The organism is Lysinibacillus sp. A1 (genome assembly GCF_000801965.1).
Classification (GTDB): domain Bacteria; phylum Bacillota; class Bacilli; order Bacillales_A; family Planococcaceae; genus Lysinibacillus; species Lysinibacillus fusiformis.
Genome location: NZ_JSZM01000020.1, coordinates 95,284 through 112,691 on the forward strand (window position 1 = coordinate 95,284; position 17,408 = coordinate 112,691).

At 37.3% G+C, this 17,408-nt stretch carries 16 protein-coding genes; 10 read left to right on the top strand and 6 right to left on the bottom strand.

Features of this window, described 5'->3' with window-relative positions:
- Nucleotides 1-41: 41 nt before the first annotated feature.
- Complete coding sequence (locus PI85_RS16635) at nucleotides 42-557, top strand: DinB family protein (protein ID WP_036125822.1); 516 nt, start codon at nucleotides 42-44, stop codon at nucleotides 555-557.
- Between the two features lie 59 nt (nucleotides 558-616).
- Here PI85_RS16635 and PI85_RS16640 read toward each other — a convergent pair whose 3' ends face one another.
- The gene (locus tag PI85_RS16640) at nucleotides 617-1,405 is read right to left on the bottom strand and encodes a copper amine oxidase N-terminal domain-containing protein (RefSeq protein WP_052323551.1); all 789 of its coding nucleotides are present in this window, start codon (nucleotides 1,403-1,405) and stop codon (nucleotides 617-619) included.
- 324 nt (nucleotides 1,406-1,729) lie between these two features.
- Here PI85_RS16640 and PI85_RS16645 point away from each other — a divergent pair, with 324 nt between their 5' ends.
- From PI85_RS16645 to proS, 4 genes are all read left to right on the top strand, one after another.
- Nucleotides 1,730-1,879 (top strand): hypothetical protein, encoded by a 150-nt coding sequence (locus PI85_RS16645; protein WP_008177633.1) that lies wholly within the window; start codon nucleotides 1,730-1,732, stop codon nucleotides 1,877-1,879.
- A gap of 186 nt (nucleotides 1,880-2,065) precedes the next feature.
- Entirely contained in the window at nucleotides 2,066-2,236 is a 171-nt protein-coding gene (locus PI85_RS16650) for a hypothetical protein (protein ID WP_036125825.1), read from the top strand.
- 381 nt (nucleotides 2,237-2,617) lie between these two features.
- On the top strand, nucleotides 2,618-4,333 hold the full coding sequence (locus tag PI85_RS16655; RefSeq protein WP_235318504.1) for a bifunctional diguanylate cyclase/phosphodiesterase: 1,716 nt from the start codon (nucleotides 2,618-2,620) through the stop codon (nucleotides 4,331-4,333).
- 336 nt (nucleotides 4,334-4,669) lie between these two features.
- Complete coding sequence (gene proS, locus PI85_RS16660; protein WP_036125828.1) at nucleotides 4,670-6,106, top strand: proline--tRNA ligase; 1,437 nt, start codon at nucleotides 4,670-4,672, stop codon at nucleotides 6,104-6,106.
- A gap of 47 nt (nucleotides 6,107-6,153) precedes the next feature.
- Here the strand turns inward: proS and PI85_RS16665 are convergent, their stop codons facing one another.
- Together PI85_RS16665 and PI85_RS16670 are read right to left on the bottom strand one after the other, a co-directional pair.
- Nucleotides 6,154-6,810 (bottom strand): HAD family hydrolase, encoded by a 657-nt coding sequence (locus tag PI85_RS16665; RefSeq protein WP_036127936.1) that lies wholly within the window; start codon nucleotides 6,808-6,810, stop codon nucleotides 6,154-6,156.
- A gap of 4 nt (nucleotides 6,811-6,814) precedes the next feature.
- The gene (locus PI85_RS16670) at nucleotides 6,815-7,312 is read right to left on the bottom strand and encodes an NUDIX hydrolase (protein WP_036125830.1); all 498 of its coding nucleotides are present in this window, start codon (nucleotides 7,310-7,312) and stop codon (nucleotides 6,815-6,817) included.
- A gap of 215 nt (nucleotides 7,313-7,527) precedes the next feature.
- On the opposite strand from PI85_RS16670, the gene PI85_RS16675 reads away from it, so the two are divergent.
- The 5 genes from PI85_RS16675 to PI85_RS16695 all read left to right on the top strand — a co-directional run bounded on the left by PI85_RS16675 (nucleotide 7,528) and on the right by PI85_RS16695 (nucleotide 13,571).
- A complete protein-coding gene (locus tag PI85_RS16675; RefSeq protein ID WP_036125831.1) occupies nucleotides 7,528-8,214 on the top strand; it encodes a diphthine--ammonia ligase in 687 nt (228 codons plus the stop codon).
- A gap of 224 nt (nucleotides 8,215-8,438) precedes the next feature.
- Nucleotides 8,439-8,765, top strand: coding sequence for a helix-turn-helix transcriptional regulator (locus PI85_RS16680; protein WP_036125832.1), 327 nt, complete (start codon nucleotides 8,439-8,441; stop codon nucleotides 8,763-8,765).
- The gene (locus PI85_RS16685; protein ID WP_036125833.1) at nucleotides 8,762-9,172 is read left to right on the top strand and encodes an SRPBCC domain-containing protein; all 411 of its coding nucleotides are present in this window, start codon (nucleotides 8,762-8,764) and stop codon (nucleotides 9,170-9,172) included. The genes PI85_RS16680 and PI85_RS16685 overlap by 4 nt, the downstream gene beginning before the upstream one ends.
- Before the next feature lie 129 nt (nucleotides 9,173-9,301).
- The gene (locus PI85_RS16690; protein WP_036125835.1) at nucleotides 9,302-12,472 is read left to right on the top strand and encodes an ATP-binding cassette domain-containing protein; all 3,171 of its coding nucleotides are present in this window, start codon (nucleotides 9,302-9,304) and stop codon (nucleotides 12,470-12,472) included.
- A 145-nt stretch (nucleotides 12,473-12,617) separates the two neighbouring features.
- The gene (locus tag PI85_RS16695) at nucleotides 12,618-13,571 is read left to right on the top strand and encodes a nucleoside hydrolase (protein ID WP_036125837.1); all 954 of its coding nucleotides are present in this window, start codon (nucleotides 12,618-12,620) and stop codon (nucleotides 13,569-13,571) included.
- Between the two features lies 1 nt (nucleotide 13,572).
- Here the strand turns inward: PI85_RS16695 and PI85_RS16700 are convergent, their stop codons facing one another.
- The 3 genes from PI85_RS16700 to PI85_RS16710 are packed head-to-tail and all read right to left on the bottom strand — an operon-like array spanning nucleotide 13,573 to nucleotide 17,348.
- Nucleotides 13,573-14,697, bottom strand: a complete 1,125-nt coding sequence (locus tag PI85_RS16700; protein ID WP_036125839.1) for a Ger(x)C family spore germination protein — start codon at nucleotides 14,695-14,697, stop codon at nucleotides 13,573-13,575.
- Nucleotides 14,684-15,805 carry a GerAB/ArcD/ProY family transporter gene (locus PI85_RS16705; RefSeq protein WP_036125840.1) on the bottom strand — a complete coding sequence of 374 codons (1,122 nt, stop codon included), beginning with the start codon at nucleotides 15,803-15,805 and terminating at the stop codon, nucleotides 14,684-14,686. The genes PI85_RS16700 and PI85_RS16705 overlap by 14 nt, the downstream gene beginning before the upstream one ends.
- Nucleotides 15,806-15,821: 16 nt before the next feature.
- Entirely contained in the window at nucleotides 15,822-17,348 is a 1,527-nt protein-coding gene (locus PI85_RS16710; RefSeq protein WP_036125842.1) for a spore germination protein, read from the bottom strand.
- Nucleotides 17,349-17,408: the final 60 nt, after the last annotated feature.

The window sequence follows — 17,408 nt, forward strand, 5'->3', positions numbered from 1 at the left end:
TCTGTCGAATATAAAGGTATAACGAATGAAGGGGGTAGCGTATGATCATATTTGCAAAGGATCAATTTGATGCCACAAGAGAGCAATTACTTCTGGAAATTAATCATTTAAGTGATACCGAATTTAATGACAAGCCAGATGCACAAAATTGGAGTATAGCACAAATTTGTCATCACCTGATTTTAGTAGAGGAAGCTACAAAGAAGGCTGTTACATGGGGCTTAAAATCACAGGAACAATCGTCTCCTGACCGAAAGGATATGCAGCTGCTGTTAGACCGTACACGAAAATTTCAAGCGCCAAGCATAGTGGAGCCATCGGAAAATCCTTTCCATGTTCAAAAGATGGTGGAATTGCTAGCAAAAACAAGAGCAGAATTTCTCGGGTTTTTAGAAACGATTGAGGACGCTGATGCTTTAGCAAAGCACACTATGAAGCATCCAGCTCTTGGTGAATGTCCACTCGATCAATGGATTGAGCAAATTTATCTCCATGAACAACGTCATATCCAGCAAATTCAGGAAATAAAAAATAGCTGGCAACAGGCATCAAATTAATTTGAAAACCCATCTATCCATTAACCAGATAGATGGGTTTTTTTGCGATTGATCATTGATTAGGAAGCTTTTGTATGAGGTCTGAATAAATGTCCATCTTCATTTTCTTTTCTATAAAATATCCAGTCTTGTTCAGTGTAACTAGCTTTAGCTGTATTGTCCTCATACTCAGTAAAAAGCACATTTCCATGGTTATAGAGTTCCATGATGGGGTCAGTATCTAAACTCATATTGGATGAAATATTCCCTACGGCTATAGATGGCACTCTTCGTTCACGGAAAAGCTGTCCAATGGCAAGGGCCTGACCCTTTTTAATTTCCACAAATGTAAACATAGCATCGAGTAAATGATATACATCTGCTCGACCGATAGGGAAGGTATAACTGTGTAAGCGATGTCCATCAGATGTGCCTAGTGTTTTAAAATCGGCCTTTATAGGTAGAGCAATAGCAGCTTTGCGCGCTGCTTGAAGATCCTCCTGCTCCAATATAGACGAATCAAACGAATAGTCTTTGGCATGAATGAAAACGAATTGACGAATGGGTTCAAAATATATGTCGTAACCCAATGATTCAGAAACAAATCTGAGAGGAACAAGGATACGACCTTCGCGGTTTTGCGCAGGCACCTCCATTTGTACATCTTGTCCATTGTTAGAAGAAGAATGGCTATTGGCAGTGATTTTTAAGTAATCACCATTTTTATTTTGCACGGTTGTCATTTTAGTCTTAGCATTAAAACTAAAGGAAAGTCCAAGTGATGCAAGGGCACGGATAGGAATGAAAAGATGATGTCGGTCCATGAGTGGATGTATATCCAGCTTGATAAATTCACCATTGACGACCACTTCGATTGGCCTATTCTCTACTTCTTGTTTGCTAGAGGCCCTGCCAATACAGGTGTATTAGCTATCATTCCTAAACCTACTATTAACATAATTCCTGCTATGATGTTCTTCATATTGTGCATTTCCCTCCGTTCTAAAGTTTATTTTACCATTGAATGCCAAAAACACTCCATATTTTAGGTGTTCATAAGCGCTTGTAAAGCGATGCAAGCGTTTATGATTTTTTTCTGTCATAAGCACTTGACGTCCATCATAATCTGTTATATATTAAATAAAAATAAAAACAACTGTTATAAAACAGATTCAACTAAGGAGGAATTTTTAATGTCAAAGTATCGAGATGGATATGAATTTTATTGTGAAATGTGTGAGCGTTATGGATTAGAGCCAATTTCTTTCCGCTATTATGTATTACAGTTATCGCAGAAGCAACTTTCCGCTTATAATATGCAAGCAAAACAATTAGGGATTTAAAAGAATATGGTGATGACGGAAGCCGACGCGAATATTTTATGAAAAGCCCAGCCATACTAAGTAACATGGACTGGGCTTTCATCATTTCAAAAAAAGATTTTGGAAAATTCGTTGATTTCTAAAGTAGAAATGTCACGATATTATACGTACAAGGAAAAGTAGTTCAAGTGAAAGGGAGAAATAAAGATGACTGATTATCGAGAAGGCTATGAATATTATCGACATATATGTGAGGAGCATGGATTAGAGCCCATCAATTTTCATTATTATATGTTAAATTTATCTCAAGAGCAGTTACATGCTTATAATGAGCATGCTAAAACATCTGGAGGATCAATAGAATATGAGGTCTCCTAGCTATTAAAATGCCTTACTGCTTATGAGTAACAGTAAGGCATTTTGTTTGTTCATTTTTACAATCTGATAAATTTATAAGTTATTAGTATTTTGTATTTAATGGAGAAATAGCCTAAGGAAAATACTATCAATAGTACAAAAGTATTCAAAAACTTTAAAATTAGACAATTTAGAGTGTTAATAATAACTAATATTTGTATTTTATATCAAAAACTATCCCAACCTTGACTCGAATGATTTCATATTTGGGTTGAATTAACTGCTTTTCTAAGACTATAATATAATTACAGAAAAAAGGGCGATATACCACAACTTTATACCTCGCTGTAAAATAAAGCAAAAGTACCAAACCCTTCATATTTTAATGAATGGAGAATGAAAATGATGAATATCACGCCGAGTAGTAATCAAATGAACTACAGTCTTAAAGAATTGCAAGATATTTTTTCCGCTATGAATAGTTCCATTATTGTGGCAATTACAGATCGTACCGGAAAAATTACTTTTGTTAATGATCATTTTTGTAAAATTTCGAAGTATACGCGTGAAGAATTAGTAGGCCAAGATCACCGTTTACTGAACTCAGGCTATCATCCTAAATCTTTCTTTAGAGAGATGTGGAGAACAATCGGTAATGGTGAGATGTGGAATGGCGAGGTTTGCAATCGAGCGAAAGATGGCAGTTTATATTGGGTGAAGACAACTATTTTCCCATTCCTTGATGAGCGGGGAAAGCCTTATCAGTATATCGCAATACGCGTCGATATTACAGCGCAAAAGGATATTAAAAAAATTACCCACATAGCCTATCACGATGAATTAACAGGGCTACCAAATCGTCGTAAATTAGAACAGCGTTTAGAAAATGAATTCCATCAATCTCGACGTACAGGAGAAAAGTTTGCGTTATTTTTCATTGATGTGAATCGTTTTAAACACATTAACGATGGGCTTGGTCATATTATCGGTGATATGTTTTTAGTGGAAATGTCGAATCGTTTACGGAATATTGATTATACCTCTAATTCTTTCTATCGTCACAATAGCGATGAATTTGTCATGATTTTAAATGATGTAAATCGTATAGAGGAAATGGCCAAGGAAATTATTAGTGTCTTTAATGAAAGCTTTGTAGTAGATAACTATGAATTTTATGCAAGTATTAGTATAGGCATTAGTATTTTCCCAGATCACGCAAACACTGTAGAAGAATTACTGAAAAATGCTGATATTGCGATGTATGCTGCTAAATCTACGCGAGGAAATCAATATCGTCTCTACCGTGCAAATATGGATGAAGCGAATGATAAATGGCTTTTACTAGAAACAAAATTACATCAAGCTTTAAAAAAGGATTTATTAGAATTACATTACCAGCCAAAAATTGATTTAAAAACAGACACAATTATTGGTATGGAGGCATTATTACGCTGGTATGATCCCGAATTGGGACATATCCCGCCAGATCGGTTTATTCCATTTGCTGAAGAATGTGGACTAATTAATGATATTGGTGTATGGGTGCTAGGTAAGGCCTGTGCACAGGCTAAACTTTGGAATAAATCACATAATCTCAGATTACGAGTAGCTGTTAATATTTCACCCATTCATATAAGTACTTCAGGCTTTGTAGATATGGTGAAGGGAGTCATTGCGGAAACAGGCATTGACCCACATTTATTAGAAATTGAAATTACAGAAATGAGCATGCTTGATTATACAGAAGATTTAATTAATACGATTAATCAATTGCGTGCGCTTGGAATTACGATTTCATTAGATGATTTCGGGACAGGCTATTCATCTTTAAATTACTTAAAAAAATTCCCTGTGGATGTACTTAAAATTGATCGTGCTTTCGTTCGTGATATCGTTCCTGAAAAATCAGGTATTGCAATGATTTCCGCCATGATTTCTTTAGCTCATGCGCTCAACCTACAAGTAGTTGCTGAAGGTGTCGAGGAAGAAGCTGAATTAAACGTACTTCGTGAGCATGGCTGTGAGTATGTTCAAGGCTATTATTTTAGTAAGCCTCTTTCTGTAGAGGATTTTACAAATTTAATTTTACAGTCGTTCACCAATAGTTCCAGTTATTAATTGCTATTTATGAATGATTTTGCTAAAGTGAGAGATAATATAAATTACAATTTGATGATGTGGCCAAGTAAGTAAGAATAGTGAAACAGAAAATATAGCATTTGCTGAGAGCTATATCACCGCTTCTTTACTGAACACCTACCACGGAGAAGTTATGAAAAACATAACCGAGTCGTTTTCGTTACTAAACGCTAGAGGGTTTTAAGCATAGCTTAAAGCTAAATTCAAGGTGGTACCACGTCGGGTCCAGCACAAAGACGTCCTTTATACAAGGATAGCTTTGTGCTTTTTTTATTCATCAAATAGAATACTTACAAAAAAATGGAGGTAAGCACAATGTCAAAACAACTAGAGGATTTTTCAAAATGGTATATCGAAACCATTCAAAAAGCAGATTTAATGGATTACACGCCAGTTCGTGGCTGTATCGCCTTTAAACCAGATGGCTATGAAATTTGGGAGCATATACAGGAGGCAATGGACCGTCGTTTTAAAGACACAGGTCATCGAAATGCCTATTTTCCAATGCTAATTCCTGAATCCTTCTTCCAAAAGGAAAAGGATCATATTGAAGGGTTCTCACCTGAGCTTCCTTGGGTGACAGAAGCAGCAGGTGAAAAATTAGAAGAACGCTTAGCACTTCGTCCCACATCTGAAACGATGATTGGCCATCTTTATTCAAATTGGATTAAAAGCTACCGTGACCTACCTGTGCTCATTAATCAATGGGCAAATGTCTTCCGATGGGAAAAGAAAACATTGCCTTTCATTCGTACCTCAGAATTCCTTTGGCAGGAAGGGCATACGGCTCATGTGGATGAGGAAGATGCACGTAAAGAAACGATGCAAATGCTAGACATTTATAAAGAAGTAGTGGAGCAAGTTCTAGCAATTCCAGTTTATGATGGACAGAAAACGCCATCAGAACGTTTTGCAGGAGCTGTCGATACGTATTCGATTGAGGCAATGATGAAAAATGGGAAGGCTGTGCAAGCAGGTACGTCTCATTATTTAGGGACAAAATTTGCAGAAGCCTTTAACATAAAATATTTAAATAAAGCGAACCAGCACGAATATGTACACACAACATCTTGGGGGACATCTACTCGTTTAATTGGTTCTGTCATTATGGTGCACGGGGATGAGCAAGGATTAGTGTTACCTCCACGAATTGCTCCAACCCAAGTGGTCTTAATTCCAGTAGGACCTTGGAAAAAGAATCCTCAAATTATGGAGCAGCTGGATGCAATTTTTGTGGCATTAAAAGCGAAGGGGATTCGCGTACGACTTGATGATTCAGACCAATCGCCAGGCTTTAAGTTTAATGAATGGGAGCTAAAAGGAGTGCCTGTTCGTATCGAATTAGGCCCACGTGATCTTGAAAACAATCAAGCTTTACTGAAAGCACGTGATGAGGATGACAAACAGACGATTGAATTATCAACTATTGTGGCAGCCATTGAGGACGAATTAACGACGATGCAAACACGCTTACTAGAAAAGGCTCGTCGATTCAGAGAGGCACATGCTCATTCAACGATTGATACACTGCCACAATTACAGCAGCACATTGAAACAGCTAAGGAAAACGGCACTATTCCAGGCTGGATACTTGCTGGGTGGTGTGGGGAAGATGGGTGTGAGGAAAAAGTGAAGGAAGAAACGAAATACACGACTCGCAATATTCCATTCAATCCACCAATAACAAAAACGACGTGTATTTGCTGTGGAAATGAAGCAAAACATACTGTTTGGTTTGCCCAAGCATATTAATAGTACAGACACGAACCCCTGGGAGAAAACTCAGGGGTTTTGTTCTTTTATTTGAAGTAGCTTCCTAAATGCTCCAACGTATGAATCTCGGCATATGGCTGAATAGTAGTGTCATTTTTGCGCATGTCTGGATTAAACCAGATGCCCTTTATACGGGCCTGTTGACACCCATCAATATCCTTTTCTAAGTCATCCCCAACAAAAAGAGTTTCCTCTGGATTGACATTCAGTCTTTTTAAGGCCATTTCAAAAATACGCTTATCTGGTTTACTAAATCCCACTTCCTCAGAAATAATGACCGTATCAAAACAGCGATCTAAATTTGTATAGGCTATTTTAGCTTTCTGCCTTTCTACAGAGCCATTTGTGATTATGCCCACTTTCACTTGCTGCTTTATACGATGAATGAACGTTATCGTATCCTGATGAACAGCAAAACATTGAGGGAAGTGAAGATTCCAAAAGTCTTGAATAGCATGGTTTGGCATGCCATTTTGCGGAGGAAATTCATCAAAAAATGATGCGATAACATCGGTTTTATCACGCTGACCAAAGTATTTTCCATCATAAACTTTAAATTGTTGTCGCATTTCATTTTCTAACGTATGATCGACATCCCTGTAACACATTTTTACTAGCTTGAAAAATAATCTATCTACTGCCTCATCTCTATTAAGTAAGGTGTTATCTAAATCAAATAACATTGCTTTAAAAACGTTCAACGTAGTCACGACCTTTCATCTTGTTAGTGAAGTTTTCCTTTAATAAATAGGTATCGATAATAACTTTTGCTTTCTTGACGATATTAGATGGCAACGCATCTAAAGAAAAATAGCCTAGCTGTAAACTCTCGCCATCAACCGTTGCAAGCTGTCCATCTATTTGATCTGCCATAAAGACGGCAGTTACCCCATATACTTCATCCCCATTTGGATAGTGAAAATAATCCTGCTGACCAGATAGCATCGTTATAAAACGAAGTTGGGAGGTTTGTAGGCCAGTTTCCTCAAACAGTTCACGTCTAGCAGTATCCTCTAAACTTTCACCAGGCTCCATCGCTCCTCCAGGTAAACCCCACATTTTTATATCAGAGCGCAGCTGGAGAAGAATTTGTTTCTCGTCATTCAAGACAATGACCGTTGAACCTACCAAAATAAGAGGCATTGTCCCAACCTGTTGTCTTAGTGCTTTTACATAATCACTCATAACATTCCTCCTTTTTCCATCAACCGTTATCTATACCTTAACATAAATATCCAGCATGCTTGTGATAAAATAAAGGGGTGATATCCTTCATCTTTATCATGTAAGATAAATTAATAACCTAGGTGAGCAAAATTGAAGAAGCTAACTTATTAACGACTACCTAATAACAGTGCAAGAAGGATTGATCTTCATGGACAGTAAAAGGAGAAATAGAAATGACAGAAACAACTGGCTGGAAAAATAATGCGCAAAATCATCCATTCATCGCTTCATTCAGTGGGGGAAAGGATAGTGTTTTAGCTTTATATAAAGCATCACAGGTGGGACGAGCGATAGGTCTGATTGTCATGCTGGAGGAGGAAGGGAAACGTTCTCGATCACACGGTATGCCACCCGAGCTTATACAGGCTCAAGCCGATTCTATCGGATTGCCAGTTTATACGGCTGCGGCAAGTTGGACGCATTATGAACGTGTATTTATTGAACTTTTAAACAATGCGAAAAATCAAGGGGCAGAGGTGTTAGTTACGGGCGATTTAGATATGCCCGCACACGGCTGCTGGCATGATGAGGTGACGAAAAAAGCTGGATTAAAGCTTGGTATGCCGTTATGGGAGATGAATCATCGGGAAGCTGTTGATGAATTTATTCACTTAGGGTTTGTCACGATGGTAGTGACCGTTAATCTGTCATTAGGCATGACAGAAGAGGATTTAGGACGAGTACTTACCCCTGATTATATAAAAGAGCTGGAAGAGCGTAATATCGACCCTTGTGGAGAAGGGGGAGAATTCCATACTACCGTTTTGGATGGACCCCTTTTCCAATTTCCGATCAAAGTTCGTAAATGTCCAATTATTCGAGATGGTGAATATGCATTTTTACCATTAGAGCTTGCATAAAAATAACCAAAAAACAGATGGATGCCTGTTTTATGGCATGTCCAAAGCAAAATATCCATAGACAATCATCATCAATACAAGCACAGAGGAGCTCACCTTTGTGTTTTTTGTATTGATAAGTATAAAATCCATAGCAAAATGTCCAAAATAATAATTGACTAGACACTAAACGGTGTCATATAATTAGGACACCATTTAGTGTCATATTAGAAAGGGTGGTGGTTTTGAATAACAATCATCAAGAGCGTGACGTGTATGTAGCCATTGCTGACCCTACAAGACGCCAATTGATTAATTTATTAGCTAAGGCAGATGAGTTACCGCTTCACGAATTAACGGCTCACTTTGATATGGGACGTACTGCCGTGTCAAAACATTTAACTATCCTGAAAGACGCAGGTCTTGTGATCGCTCGAAAAGAAGGTAGGGAAACAAGATATAGGCTAAATGCGGCTCCATTGAAAGAAATACAAGATTGGATATCGATTTACGAAGATTTTTGGAAAGCAAGAATTTCAAAATTACATTTATTATTGGGGGAAGACAAATGAAACCAGATGTAGCATTAGATTTTACATTTACAAGTTCCATCGAGCAAGTATGGCATGCCTTAACTGATTCGGACACACTTGCAAAATGGATTTGGAGCAATGATTTTCAGCCGATTGTTGGCCATAAATTCCAGTTCCGAGCTGAGCCAAACGAATGGTGGGATGGTATTGTCGATTGTGAGGTACTTGAGATTGAAGAGCCACATAAACTATCTTATACATGGACAAGTGCGGGTGAAACAACAACCGTAACATGGACATTAACGCAAGCATCTGATGGGACAACTCAGTTACATCTCGATCAAGGTGGATTTAGTGAAGAAACAAAAGCTCGTCAAGGAGCAATTGAAGGAGCTAAATACGCTTGGACTAACATGGCTAGCCAGCTTGAAAAAGTATTAGCCTAGTAATCAAATCAACCTTTATGAAAAAGAGCGCAATTCCTTCAAATGAATTGTGTTCTTTCATTTTCTGAAGGTCACTGTTCCTAGATATTAAAGTCCTTGTGAAAATAGTAAACACGGAAGGAAAACAGAATGAAGATTAATCAACTTATTGCCAACAATATAAACCGTTTAGATGTCGACTTACCTGAAGATCTATCCCTTGGCATTGCAGGGTTGTCTGGGTCAGGGAAAACCACTTTTTGTCAAACGATAGGGGAAGAATCCAAAAAACGTCTTGTTTCTTTATTACCTAAGGCTGAATATCAATATTTGTTTCCAGCAATTATGGAAACGAATTTTAGTGCCATAAAAATGGAGAATATGCCATTAGTTCTTTTTCTAGGGAAATCATCCATATCTACAAATCCACGCTCAACTATCGGTACGCATACAGGTGTATTTAAGGAAATACGTGATCGATTAGCGGAAGAGTTTCATTTATCTCCAGAAGTTTTTTCCTTTAATAATGCACTAGGCTGGTGTCCGGCGTGTAAAGGACGAGGGACGACGAAAAATGTTGAATGTAAAAAATGTCTGGGAAAGCGCTATAGCGAGGAAGTAGAGCAGCATCAGCTAACAATAAGAGATGGACAATATAGTATTTCGGATATCCATCAATTAAGTGTTGAAACAATCCATTCATTATCAGCGGAATTAAAGATTAGTGAAGAGAAACAACATATTCTTCAAAATATTATCCAAATGAATATTGGCTATTTAACATTAAATCGCATTATGGGTACTTTATCAGGAGGAGAATTAACAAGACTCTATTTAGCTGAGTTTATGGCAACGAGCGAAAATACGGTAATTATTGTTGATGAAATCTCGGTAGGTCTTGACCATGACACACTCTTGAAAATTTTAGAGCAGATTCAACGACTTGGCTCTAAAAATCAAATTTGGCTAATTGATCATTCGGATACGGTTTTAGATACTGCAGATAAGCATCTATTCTTTGGACCAGGGAGTGGAAAATACGGAGGAAGAATTGTGGAAGAATCTCCTCGACCACAGCCTATCTATTGGGAACGTAGTCAGCTAAAACCAAAGACCTTCTATCAATTCCGCGACCTACATTGCCGCAATATCCAAATTGCCGAGATAGAAATTCCCCAAAATCAACTGGTCACCTTCACAGGAGAGTCTGGCTGTGGGAAATCAACTCTAGTAAATGAGTGTATCGCAAAGGATTTTCTTAAGCGCTATCCAAAAGATAAATTAGTGATGGTTGGGCAAGATCGAAATCAGTCAATTACAAGCCGATCTACTGTTGCGACATTTCTTGATATAAAAAAGAAATTGACCAAATATAGTGACGAAATCGATGATATTTTTCAACGCTCGATTGAAGACATTATCGAGGAGCTCCCAACGGAAGATATTGCGCATAAACGTTTAAGCTTGCTCATCAAACTTGGGCTAGGCTATTTAACGCTGGAAAGAAAAACACAAACTCTTTCCACGGGTGAATTCCAATGTGTTCATTTAGTATCAGAGCTGTTCGCCAATACGCGAAATCCTCACACACTGTTTATTTTTGATGAGCCTTCCAAAGGATTATCGCAAAATATTTTAAACCAATTTATTGATAGTATTAGGGATATTTTGAAAGATGATTCGATCTCCATTGTCATGATTGAGCATAATGCCTATATGCTTGAAAGCTCTGATTATATTGTGGACTTTGGTAAAAGACAGCAGGGGCCAGTGACACATCTTGATGTAGTGGATCATCAAGCATATTTTAAACAATCGCACCTTACGAAAAGCAAAGCTGATTTACCAATCACATCTACCTTAGCATCGAAAAAGGGTATTCATTACTTACAAGACAATCCTATTCGCTATTTTAAAAATGCCGAAAATATATACAAAGGTGGCATCTTAAAAAGTCTTTCATCAATGGCGCGTCTAATTTACGGTGAATATGAATCCAATAAAATTGCACCTGTTATTGCGATTGACCTTGAAAGACATTTATACAGCCAATATAGTTTTCTATATGAAATAGGTGGTCTTATCAATCATATTGTGGCTGCCCATCCGACCAATAAGGATACGAGAAGCTTTGATTTCTTTAGCCAAGAAAATCATTGTCCTAGCTGTTCGGGTCGATTACAGATTGAAGAATTCGATTTTGATTTAGTCATTCAACATAAAAATGTGCCATTCTGGGACGGCTTATTGTATCCAGAGGTGATGGATGTTCTAAAATACTACCAGCATTCAAAATTAGCATTCCTTTTTGAAGAGATCAAAAATGAACTGGGTCAAGATATCAGTAAGAGCTATAATGAAATGACGGAAGAAGAAAAGCATACATTCTTATATGGATATTGGGACAAATCATTTTATGATAAAGCAACAAAATCCTCAAAAAAATGGGAAGGCTTTAATCTTATTATTGGCCGTTATATGGTTATCTCTAAATCCATCATTAAAGAGCAAATGAAGGAAACAAGAGAGATGGTCCCTTGCCCAATTTGTCATGGCTCTGTCCTTAATCACCAAAAGAAATTACGCTTTGGTGACACGGATATTCGAGAAATAATTCATCAACCGATTGATGAGGTCATCAAACTAGTAGGCCATTTACCACAGCTTGAAAAAATCAAAGCCATTGTAGGCAGTGATATGTCACTCATACAGGATGTTTCATTACTGCCAAGAGAAACGCAAGTATCGCTGAAAATGCTGGAATTAGAGCTTGCAAGCTTTGTTGGCTACGAGATTGTTCTGCAAAACACATTACCATTCTGGGATAAAATCAAAGATAATATTGCTGCCATCAGCCGTAAAAATCAAGTAACGATTTGTGATTTCCCGAATATTTATGAAACGAGAGACACCATCATTGATCAATATTTTACGAATGGTAAATATAAAAAACTGACGTATGTTTATGAAGCTTTTGGCTATAAAAAAATAGTGACGCAAATCAATAAAGTGAAAGGGAGTCATGCATGTCCATTCTGTAAGGGGAAAAAGGTTCTGACAGAAGATGGACTACATGACGGTGTCTATAAATTAACGGTTCCATGCGTCAGCTGTGGTGCAACTGGTATTAATGATGAGGGCCAAAAGGTAAACATCGAAGACATTGACGTGCATACATGGCTAACGGGTATCGTCAGCGATGTGGTAACGGAAGGAAACCAGTTGGAAGCAGTGGCGCAAATTCCTATTTTCAATCGTATTAGAGAGTTAAATAAACAAGAAATGATGGCTGTTTATCAGTTCCTTGAACAGAATCGTTAATATATCCGTTTCGAAACCCATCTGCCAATGACAGATGGGTTTTTATGTACTAATTTTTCCAAAAAAGTAAACAATCAGTGTCGTCTTGGTCATAGGAACCGTACTATAAGGATAGGTGAATTGGCAGTAAAAGGGAGGTTTATGTTTGATGAAAAAGGTCTTATTATTCGGAGACATTGGCATCGACGATACGATAGCATTGATTTATGCAAGATTACACAAAGAAATCGAAATCGTTGGGTTAATTGCTGATTATGGAAATGTCTCAAGAAAAGATGCTGTATCTAATATTTATTATGTCATGAAATTATTTGATTTTCCCGAGGGAATTCCCGTTATTTTAGGAGCAGAGATCCCTCTAACTGGTGAACAGCCAACATATTATCCAGAAATACATGGAGAACATGGGCTTGGTCCCATTATTCCAAACGAAGATCATGAAATAAAAATTGAAAACTTTTTAGAAATCGTTCAAATCATCGAGAAATATAAGGATGATGAGCTAATCATTGTTAATATTGGGCGTCTTACATCACTAGCGACGATGTTTATTCTTTATAAGCAGCTCATGCAACATGTGAAGGAATTTTATATTATGGGTGGAGCATTTTGGGTGCCAGGTAATGTTACGACCGTAGCAGAAGCAAACTTTCATGGGGACCCATTTGCGGTAAATATTGTGCTCAACTATGCGAAAAATGTCACAATTATTCCATTGAATGCTACACAGAAGGCGATTGTTACACCTGGGATGGTTGATTATATAGACTCATTTGGCAAGACAAAAATCCTCAAACCTCTCATGGAATATTATACAAAATTTTATCAGAAACGGGACCCGTCACTACTAGGTAGCCCAGTCCATGATGCGTTAACACTAATGGCAACGATTTATCCTGAGATGTTCATTTATGAGTCTTACTCTGTAACTGTCGTCGATAAATTAGATGGACCTGCTAGAGGGCAGAGCATTGCCGAAACACGACCATTTGAAAATGTTAATAGTGATGAAAAAAGACATCGTATTGCATTCGATATCCACTATGACATGTTCTTCCATCATTTTATATCCATTATGACAGGCCATGATGGGCAATAGCTTATTCAAAAACACCGTCTCTTAAGACCACAAAATCAACTTTCACATTTACTTTCATATCTTTATACATTTCATGCCATTTGTCTTTTGTTAAATTAGAATGTCTCACAACGCTTCTATATTTTTCACCAAAGCCAAAAATATCGGATTCTACTTCCTGACTATGGGCAATGACTCTTGCTATTTCCTTCGTCAATTTTTTTTCGATGGCTTTTTCAAGGGCTGCCACGCTTTCTCGGTTACCTTGATTAATATCTGGAAATACTTCTAATACCCTTGACTTAATTTTAATATTTAAATCAAACTCAGGATTTTTTGCATCAATTAATTTCATCTCTCTATTCGAGTGAATGGCATCAAAGGCTACTGTTATTTTATTTGCAGGCTTATGCAGTAATTTAGGTGGAATATCTTCTTTCTCCAAAATGGTTTCATATAAACCTACTTTAAACGTATCTCTGACAATTTTTACATAAAAGCTATCTTTTGCTGGAAGCGTACTAACCATTTTGCCACCTTTAAAGAGAGCCACGCCACTTAGCTCCACAAACTCACCATCTCTTTTGATGGTAGGCATAGCTAAATCTCGTCCAATGGAATAATAATCATGAGCAATCTGATGAAGAGTCGCCGAAATCATATATTCCTGTTTCACATTTTGCTCGATTAATCTGAATACATGCTGACCAATATCCTCAATATTTTTGTATTCGTAATTCAGAAATGGTGCTGCTTTACCTTCCACTACGGCCATATAAATACCGTTGCTGACGCTTGCGTTTTCTAGACTAGTATCAATATAATAACGTAAATCTTCTTTTGCTAATTCTTCACCAAACAAAATAACCCTCATTTGACCGACCATTATTTTTTTAGAAAGCTTCCTGTTCGCTTCCATACGATTTCCTTTACTCGTTTCATTTTCTGTCGTCAAAACTTCCACTTTGCTTTGGAACTCTGGATTGACTTCACGAATAACGGCTGTCGCAGCTATTTTGCTTTCTGCTCCTACATCGTAGCCCACTAGTGTGGTTAACCCTACTTTATCCAATACATTCGTTTGAGCACACCCATATAAAAATATCAATGACAGAAAAACAATAAAAGAGCATCTAAGCTTGTTCATTTTTGGGCACCTTCTTTGATGAAAACTTCTTTTTTAATATAGCCAAGATCCATAACAAAATAGGGTAAATAAAAATAACGTAAAATGCTATATTGCCAAATACGGTGTTAATCGTATCAATTTCTGTACGTGTTTGAATGATCATTGTGAAAATGAAAACGATGAAGGAAAATACCCAAACAAATGTCGTGGCGCGTATTTTAACTAATCGAATTACCCCTCGATAAGCAGCCCATAAATACAGACATAGATTCGGTATAATAATTAGCATCCAAAAACAAACGGCTATAAATTCAAAGCGTTCTATAAAAGGGAAGCTAATAAAACTAAACAATGTTAATGTTGCCCAAATTGTTTTTAGTAATTTTCCCTCACTGTAATAAGCAATGGACACTATCATGACTACAACATAAATCAATGTTGTAAACAACAACCCTAAATGAACAGGTTTGCGGATATTTTTTTTGTCCTTTACAAAGGGGTAAATAACATTTAAGATTTCGAAGCCGATAATGGTAAAGGTCATGGAATGGGCACCCTTTAAAATGGAACGAATATCGTTTTCAAAAATCGGAAATAAACTTTCCGCAGAGGCAAACTTCATTGGAAAGGCTAGCATTGGTAATATCCATAGGGAGAGAATAATACTGAAAAAGGACACACCCACTATAACTCTAAGTCCACCTGTAAAAGCATAAATAATAATGATTAATAAAGTAGCTGACAGAAACCATGTCCCAATACTAGGGAAAATCCATGCGTGGATCACTTCAATGTAATTACGCAGAACAGAAAAAAAGGCGACGGTGCAATAAGTGACATACAAAGCATTTAAAAAATTGCCAATCCATTTTCCGAAAATATCTTGTTGGATACCATATAAATCATTGGAGCCGTATATTTCCAATGTTTTAATCATACAAAATGTGACAATATGTGTAGCAATACCTGCTAAAAGAACTGAAATCCATGCATCCTGCCTTGCATCTTGATAGATAATACGTTGAAATCCCTGTATGCCGACCCCAATTTGAGCGCCGTGCACGACAAAAAAGAGTAAATAAGCGTTAATCATCTCTTTCGGGTTAAGTTGTTTAGGATTATTCATTTCTTTCACCTTCAGTTCAACTTTTTTCCGGTTTTATTGGCTCAGGCTCGAATTTATATTTATCCTTTGGTCTCGTTAACGCAGGTCTTTTCGCTGTTAAGGGAATAGGCAATCTGATAATACTATCCCGCATTTCTTTCAACCTTGGTGGATAGAAAGGAGACATATACGGAGCACCCAGGCTTGTTTGACGTAAAAGATGAATAAGAATAAAACAAAAAGCTAGCATGATGCCATAAAAACCCCAAAAGCCTGCAAGGATAATGATCGGGAAACGAATCAAACGAATGACATTGCCCATCATATAACTCGGCGAAGTGAAGGATGCGAGTGCACTTAAAGCAATGATAATTAATAAAATATTACTTGTAATACCTGCTTGTACAGCGGCAGTCCCTATTACGATACCGCCTACGATACCAATAGTTTGTCCAATTTTAGTTGGTAGCCTTGCCCCAGCTTCTCGCAGTAGTTCAATAATAAATTCCAATAATAATGCCTCGAATATAGGTGGGAAAGGAACTAAGGCTCTGGATTCACTTAATGGCACTAAAAAGGCTTGCGGAATGACCTCATAATGAAAAGTTAAAGCCGCTACGTAAAAGGGTGTTAAATAGACGGATAAAATGAAGGCAGAAAGTCGTAATAAACGAAGAAAGGTAGCAATTTGCCAGCGTAAGTTTTGATCTTCCTGGCTTTGAAAAAACTCAGTAAATGTTTGCGGGCAAATGATGGCCATTGAGCTACCATCCACTAAAACGCCCATTTTGCCATCTAGTATCGCATCACAAAATCGGTCAGGCCTTTCCGTCAGTAACATCTGAGGGAATACTGACAATGAATTATCATCAATCATCTCTGCCAAAACGGCACTATCAAGTAGTTCATCGACATAAAGATCCGTAATTCGTTGGCGCATTGTATTGACCATTTGCTCATTAGCAATGCCATTCATATATAGCAATGAGACCGAGGTATTTGTACGCGTGCCGATTTTTAGTTTTTCATGACAAAGATTAGGACTTACTATGTAGCGACGGATTAAAGAAATATTTGTAGTTAGACTTTCATTAAACCCAACCTGAGTCCCAATTACTTGTGACTCATTTTCTGGCGCCGATAATGATCGGGATTCTCGAGTAGCGATATTGCCAATAAGAACTTCAGAGTAGCCGTCTAGATGAATAACGACAGACCCATTGACCATCGATTCTACTGTTTCCTGTAGTAGATTGGATTTGACAACTTCAGGAATAGAAAGAGTCATCTCAATGCCTTCTAGTGTTTCCTGAGGGTTATTTAGCAAATTAGCAAGAATGTCATTGTTCAATGTCTGATCATCGACTAAATTATCTATATAAATAAGCGTAACATTCGGTGGGATAGCCTTCATGATTAAATCAGCTGGGTTATTCGTCGCATTTTGAATCGACTGAATAAAATGATCAGTTGTCGGGGCGACCCTTACAAGATTTTCTTTTACTTTTGGTGTCTCTTCGACGGATGGTGGTTGTTGTTTATTGAAAGGTAGTTTAAATTTCATGCTGAATTATAGGCTCCCTTCATGATTAACTTTCGTTTATAGATTTAACATTTGAAGGAT